The organism is Hyalangium sp. (genome assembly GCF_035629615.1).
In the GTDB taxonomy this organism is placed as follows: domain Bacteria; phylum Myxococcota; class Myxococcia; order Myxococcales; family Myxococcaceae; genus Hyalangium.
Genome location: NZ_DASPHO010000616.1, coordinates 1 through 6,311, shown reverse-complemented (window position 1 = coordinate 6,311; position 6,311 = coordinate 1). Strand labels below are relative to the sequence as shown.

Genomic DNA, 6,311 nt, shown 5'->3' with positions numbered 1-6,311 from the left:
AGGGCAACCGCTTCTTCCAGCGGCTGCACGAGGAAGGCTGCCACGTCATCCTCATCACCTCGGACAAGTTCAAGGACGAGGACTGGGCACGGCAGTACATCCACGAGTTCCACTCGGTGGCCTCGTTCGAAGACCGCAAGGGCCTCATCCACGGCGTCGCGTGGCTGTTCCGGGACCGGCGCATCGATCGGATCGTCGCCCTGGACGACTTCGATGTGGAGGTTGGCGCGGCCCTGCGCGAGCACTTCCGCGTGCCCGGCATGGGCGACTCGGCCGCGCGCTTCTTCCGCGACAAGCTCGCCATGCGGATGAAGGCGCAGGAGCTGGGGATCCGCGTGCCGCGCTTCACGCCCGTCTTCCATCACCCGGATGTCGCGAAGTTCCTGGCGGAGGTGCCAGCCCCCTGGCTCATCAAGCCCCGCTCCGAGGCCTCCGCCGTCGGCATCAAGAAGCTGAAGTCAGTGGACGAGGCGTGGGCGACGATCCACGAGCTGGGGGATCGCCAGTCATTCCACGTCCTGGAGCAGATGATCGCCGGCGATCTCTACCACGTGGACTCGCTCATGCAGGACGGCAAGATCGCGTTCGCGGAGGTGGGCCACTACGGGCGCCCCTTGCTGGAGGTGGCCCACGAGGGGGGCATCTACATGACGCGCACGGAGCGCCGTGACTCGAAGGAAGCGCGCATGCTCACCGAGGTCAACGCCGCGGTGCTCCAGGGCTTCGGGCTTCGCCGCGGTGCCTCGCATACCGAGTTCATCATCGGCCGAGATGATGGGCTGCCGTACTTCATCGAGACGTCAGCCCGCGTGGGCGGCGCGAACATCGCGGAGACGGTGGAGGCCGCCACGGGGGTGAACCTGTGGAGCGAGTGGGCGAAGCTCGAGATCGAAGGCGAGGGCTTCGCCTACAAGGCGCCTCGGACCCGCGAGGAGTTCGGAGGGGTCATCATCTCGCTCGCGCGGGACGAATACCCGGACACCTCCTCGTTCAATGATCCGGAGATCGTCGACCGGCTCAAGAAGAAGCAACACATCGGACTCGTCGTGCGCTCCCCCAAGCAAGAGCGCGTCGAGGCATTGCTCGAGGCGTATCTGCAGCGCATCTCGCAGGAATTCCACGCCTCGCTCCCGGCGCCACAGAAGTCGACCTCCTGAGACGCCCCTGCTCTCCGCCGAGGCGGTCCAGGCCGCTTCGGTGACGCGCCCTTGAAGGGAGGCAGGCCTTGCCTTAGATCGGCCTCGCTCGGCGTCCCGCCGAGGGGAGGCTTGGTTCGATGAGGCGATGGGCTGCGGTGCTCGCCCTGGCTCTGGCGTCCTGCACTCACGACACGGCAGGCACTGCCCCCTCGAGGGCGGCGCCTGTCTCCGCAGAGGCTGAGTGGCTCGATGCGGAAACGAAGGCCCAGATCGACGCCCTCTTTGCCGAGCATGATCGCGCGGATACCCCAGGGTATGCCGTCGGAATCATCAAGGACGGGCGGCTCGTCTTCGCGAAGGGGTACGGACAGGCCAACCTCGATGACCAGATCCCGATCACGCCACGGACCTCCTTCCACCTCGCCTCTCTGTCCAAGCAGTTCACCGCGGCAGCCATCGCGCTCCTAATCCTGGACGGCCAGGTGTCGTTGGAGGACCCCGTCTCGAAGTACCTGCCCGAGACTGCTCGGTTCGGCCCTGACTTGCGCGTCAAGCACCTGCTCTACATGACGAGCGGCCTGCCCGAGTACATGAGCCTCCCGCGCAAGAGCGGCATGCCCTGGTATTCCGCGTACTACTTCACGCGGGAGGAGGCGCTCGCGGCCACCCTGTCCGCGGACAAGCTCGACTTCGCACCGGGCACGCGGCCTGGGCCTACTCCAACATCAACTACATGCTGCTGACGCGGATCGTGGAGATCTCCTCTGGAGAGCGTTTCTCCGACTTCATGGACAAGCGCATCTTCCAACCGCTGGGGATGACCGCCACCCACGTCGACGATGACTCCACCCGCGTCGTCCGGCACCGCGCCACCGGCTATGCGCCACGGACGCCCGCCCTGCTCGAGCAGGCTCGCCAAGTGGGACTTCAGGTCCAGGAAGAGCCGGGCTACGCGCGCCTCATCCGCAACTCGCCGCACTTCGGCGGCAGCGGTGTCTTCAGCACTGTCGAGGATCTGGCCCGGTGGGATGCCAACTGGTACGCCCACCGGCTCGTGGGGCCGGCCTTCACCGAGCTCATGCACTCCCGGCTCAAGTTCCAGCACCCGAAGGACAACGACGCATTCGGGCTCGTGTTCGGTGACCACGGCGGCCGGCAGGCCCTCTGGTACGAGGGAGGAGACCTGGACGCCTCGTCCTATATGGTGCGCCTTCCCGCGCAGCAGCTCACGGTGATCTGCTTGTCCAACATGGTGACAGGCAACGCCGGAGGTCAGGCGAAACGGGTTCTCGGGGTGCTGGAGGTCGCAGGACGGTTGTAGGCATCCCGCCGTCGGATGGCCCTTTCTCCCAAACCTGTCAGACAAGCAGACAGGTTTGCGGCAAGCCTCGCCGGCAGCGCCCTCCTTGGTCCCTGTCCCCAAACCTGTCCGACAAGCGTCGAGTACAACAGGAAATGACAGAGTTGTACTCGATAGGGGCTGTCGCGTGGAGCGGGTGGCACACCACGGCCCCACTTATACCGTCCTCTCGGCGCGTACTGAGGAGCGGGCGCTCGGTGCCCGTCCTCTTAAGAGGCGCAGCACCGCTCCGCACAGTACCTACGTTCGGCGCCTCGCCGACCAACCATCCGCCGGTCGCTCGGTTCATCTTGAACTGAGTGTGCACCGGTTTAAAGGCCGGAATACTGAGATGTGGGTTACGGAGCGCTGTTGTACAGGCTCACATGGAGGGAAATACTGGAACCCGAGTTGTTCTGGATGGTGAACCGGTGTGGCGGGCCCTCACTAAAGAGATTGACCTTGCCGTCGGTGCCGTTCGTCGTAGTGAAGTGCCCGCTCTGATTGAAGATGGTTGTGCCGCCGTTTCCTTCATGAACCCCGAACGAATAGAGTTGATTCGGCGACCCGACCCTGGAGATCATGAAGAAACCCTCGCCTTCAAGGTAGCCCGAGTTGTTATTCGGGATCACAAAGACCGATCTGGTTGGCCTGTATTGCTGGGCAGCATCCATGCGAACACGAACCTCGTCGATGCGACCCGCATAGGGTTCGATCACGGTGCTGGGAGCAGTGAAGATGCCTCCCACGTAGAAGGGGCCTGCGGATGACGCCACCGGGCCATTGGTGCAACTCGTAGTTGCGCGCACCACTCCGTTGATGGACAGGGAGACAGACAGACCGTCGTACCATCCGGCGACGTGAATCCAGTCGCCGACGGTAATCTGGTTTCCCGTGCTGATCGTCGTGCAGGGGACAAGGTTCGCGGTCCCGATCACCTCGAACATGACATTCTGGTTCACCTGCTTGAGCGAGTACGAGCCAACCTTGGTGAGGATCGTCTGAGTTCCGGTGAGAGGGCTCTGGGGTTGAATCCATGCCTCCGCCCAGACTTGCGGTGAGTCAGGCATGCTGGTCGGGCCAGCGACGGTCACCACTCCTCCGGAGAAGGAAACTGACTTTCCGCTGTGCCCACCGGAACCCACCGCAATGCCTGATACCGGTGCAGTGGCCACGTTCCCGCGTCCAGAGGTATCGGCGAAGCTAGAACCGCTCAGTTCGTCGAACTCCAAGTTAATCGACAGGTTGCCGGACATTCCCGCCGGACCAAGCGGACCGGCGACACCCTGCTGCCCTTGAGAACCCGCAGGTCCCCGAGCACCGTCTTCGCCCTTCGGTCCATGAGGTCCCGCAGGGCCCGGCGGCCCTTGAGTGCATGCGGCAAGTGCCGTGCAGAGCATCATGCTGGTAAGAGTTCGACGTAAGCTCTCCTTCCTGGGGATCAAGTCTGTTCGCTCCATGGTTGTTGGTCGCCCCTCTTTGTAAATGGCTTGCAGATTTGCCCGGTCTGAGAGCGCCTAACTAAAGCCTGGGAATTACCAAGTTAAGAAAGAGGCGGGTGCACGGCTATACCACCGAGGTGGTAGGCCAACCGTTGTACACAGGGAAGCACGGGCGATGGCGGACGTGAGACGTCACGTCAAACAGCCGCCTCGTGGTGAGCGCCGGGGCTCGTGGTGAGCGTCCAGGCCCGTCACGTCGGACATGCGCCTCGTGGTGCGCGCGGGGCCTCATGATCAGCGTCCAGGCGGTCACGTCGGACAGCCGCCCTGTGGTGCGCCGGGGCTTGTGGCCAGCGTCCAGACCCGTCACGTCGGAGGTGGGCCTCGTGGTCAGCGCTGGGGCTCCAGGCGGTCACGGCGGACGCGCGCCTCGTGGTGCGCGCCCGGCTCGTGGCCAGTATCCAGGCCCGTCACGTCGGACGTGGGCCTCGTGGTGAGCGCGGGGCTCGTGAGGGGCTCGACGCGCGGCTCGTGGCGAGTGCTGGGGCTGGAGCTGGTGGCGAGCATCCAGGCAAGCTGGAAGCGGGCACGTCGACGCGGGCCTCTTGGCAAGCATCCAGGCAAGCTGGAAGCGGGCACGTCGACGCGGGCCTTGAACGCCGGGTCAAACCGCTTCCGATTCCTCTGCTTCATACCGTCCTCCTACGGTGGAGTCGGCCGCAGATCCAAATAACGGGGTGGTCCGAAAAACGGGGTCCACTTCACCTGGCGCGCTCTACCGGCCCGAGTTGGGGGCCGCGACGATGGCTGGCATGCTAACCCGCTCCACCTGCGCTCGGTGTCGAGGCATGCTGGTACACTCTAGCGGAGAACCCCCGCAGCCTTGACCCGCACCACCTCGATTCCTTGAAAGAACGTGGCCATGCGTTCCCAAACTTGCAGCGCACTCCTGCTCCTGCTTTTGCTCTCGGCCTGCGCAACGACGGAGCCGAGCCTCGGAGAGCTGGAGGCCCCGAATCCGAGATTCGCCAACCTTCAGCGGGCGGCGCAGTACCCCTGGACGGATGACGGGCATTGCGTGGTGCGCGAAGCATCCAACGAATGGCCGCTCCTGGCGGAGAGGTGCTTTCACGCTCTCGATCACGACAGGATCAAGTTTCGCGATGTCACAGGAAGATGCGCTGTTGCCTCCCGCGCGGGTGCGGCTGCCGTGGGCGTGGGACTCTGCGTCTTTCTAGCACCGGAGATCATTGTTGGAGCGATGATCATCGCTGGCGTTGTCGTGGTGGCAGTCGTCATCAAAGAGGAGTTGGATGCATACGAGCGGAGTGCATCCCGTGAGCGTGCGAGGCCGAAGACTCAAACACGGCGATCCAGCGAGCAGGAACCCGTGGCCGACAGAGAGCCCACGCCGAGGGGCTTGGGTCGGGACTGGCTCCCGCCCGTATCATCCGATTCGACAGAGAGCCGCCCTGAGTGCAGGCCCATCCCGGTGCCGCACGCGGGCGGAGATGACCCGCATAACGAGTGCGCCGACAAGTATCCGCCGAACCGCTACCCCGGCAAGGACGTGCTCGTTGGCGGCAAGCGCTTTGATGCGCTGCAAGTCGGGGTGCGTAGGCTGTGGGAGATCAAGACCTATCGCTTCGATACCTACGCGCCCTTTGTCAGGAATCAGGTAATCGACGATGAACTCGAAGAATTTGAGGAAGAGCGCAACATCGCGCTGTCATGTGGATATGGCTTCGTCGTTGGGGTGAGCACCGAAGCGCACAAAGAAGCGCTGGAGCGTGCGGCGCGCGAACTGGAGATCGTCGTCACGGGGTGCAAGCGATGACGACGCAAAGCACCCTCGACGTCATTGTACGCGCGCCTGCTCTCCTCGCTACGGACGGTCGCACGCTCGCTATCGTCCATGGGATGGAACGGGCACTCCCCGGTTTGCGCCTGGAGTGGAGAGTCACCGAGGAGCGACGGCTTGCCGCGTTGCCGCAGCGCGATGCGTGGTTGGCTGAGGCGACCGCGAGCGGCAAGTTCCCGCTGCTATGCAACGGCGATGAGAGCTACCCCGTGATGATTTCCGGGGTGAAACGATCCGCGAGTGCGAGCCCAGGCGGCCAGCCACAGTTCCAAGTCCATGCGGAGTTGCCTCTGGACGCGGCGCTTGTCGCTGCGGCGGCGGATGTGCTTGAAGGCGTGGCAGAGGGAGCGCGCGCGTTTTGGGGGCATGCGACGCCATCCAGCGCGGGGGTGGAGATCGCAAGGCAAACGCGCGATCCGGTACATAAGCCAGGGATTCCGCCCCGGGGGCTGCCTGCGCTCAAGCTGCCAGAGAAGATCCGCTCGCCTGAGATTCCGCATTGCCTCGGATGGCTGAACTACTGGTCCGCC

The 6,311-nt window shown here is 64.2% G+C and carries 7 protein-coding genes; 5 read left to right on the top strand and 2 right to left on the bottom strand.

Annotation, left to right across the window (positions count from 1 at the left end):
• The 3 genes from VD972_RS31185 to VD972_RS31175 form a co-directional block, all read left to right on the top strand.
• Positions 1-1,157 (top strand): ATP-grasp domain-containing protein (locus tag VD972_RS31185; RefSeq protein ID WP_324992425.1); only part of this gene is annotated, 1,157 nt, incomplete at its 5' end.
• Between the two features lie 119 nt (positions 1,158-1,276).
• Entirely contained in the window at positions 1,277-1,882 is a 606-nt protein-coding gene (locus VD972_RS31180; protein ID WP_324992424.1) for a serine hydrolase domain-containing protein, read from the top strand.
• The gene (locus VD972_RS31175) at positions 1,873-2,460 is read left to right on the top strand and encodes a serine hydrolase domain-containing protein (RefSeq protein WP_324992423.1); all 588 of its coding nucleotides are present in this window, start codon (positions 1,873-1,875) and stop codon (positions 2,458-2,460) included. Before VD972_RS31180 ends, VD972_RS31175 begins: the two co-directional genes overlap by 10 nt.
• A 377-nt stretch (positions 2,461-2,837) precedes the next feature.
• Here VD972_RS31175 and VD972_RS31170 read toward each other — a convergent pair whose 3' ends face one another.
• The gene (locus VD972_RS31170; RefSeq protein ID WP_324992422.1) at positions 2,838-3,734 is read right to left on the bottom strand and encodes a LamG domain-containing protein; all 897 of its coding nucleotides are present in this window, start codon (positions 3,732-3,734) and stop codon (positions 2,838-2,840) included.
• A gap of 576 nt (positions 3,735-4,310) precedes the next feature.
• Positions 4,311-4,613: a hypothetical protein gene (locus tag VD972_RS31165; RefSeq protein ID WP_324992421.1), complete on the bottom strand. Its 303-nt coding sequence runs from the start codon at positions 4,611-4,613 to the stop codon at positions 4,311-4,313.
• A gap of 568 nt (positions 4,614-5,181) precedes the next feature.
• Between VD972_RS31165 and VD972_RS31160 the strand changes: the two genes are divergently transcribed.
• Positions 5,182-5,757, top strand: a complete 576-nt coding sequence (locus VD972_RS31160; protein WP_324992420.1) for a DUF6310 domain-containing protein — start codon at positions 5,182-5,184, stop codon at positions 5,755-5,757.
• Positions 5,754-6,311: DUF5953 family protein (locus tag VD972_RS31155; protein WP_324992419.1), on the top strand; the 558-nt coding region annotated here is incomplete at its 3' end. The genes VD972_RS31160 and VD972_RS31155, both read left to right, overlap by 4 nt.

Excerpts from the sequence above, each read along its gene's own strand:
- VD972_RS31170 (WP_324992422.1), bottom strand. The coding sequence starts at position 3,734 with ATGTCCGGCAACCTGTCGATTAACTTGGAGTTCGACGAACTGAGCGGT.
- VD972_RS31175 (WP_324992423.1), top strand. The coding sequence starts at position 1,873 with ATGCTGCTGACGCGGATCGTGGAGATCTCCTCTGGAGAGCGTTTCTCC.
- VD972_RS31180 (WP_324992424.1), top strand. The coding sequence starts at position 1,277 with ATGAGGCGATGGGCTGCGGTGCTCGCCCTGGCTCTGGCGTCCTGCACT.
- VD972_RS31165 (WP_324992421.1), bottom strand. The coding sequence starts at position 4,613 with ATGAAGCAGAGGAATCGGAAGCGGTTTGACCCGGCGTTCAAGGCCCGC.
- VD972_RS31160 (WP_324992420.1), top strand. The coding sequence starts at position 5,182 with ATGATCATCGCTGGCGTTGTCGTGGTGGCAGTCGTCATCAAAGAGGAG.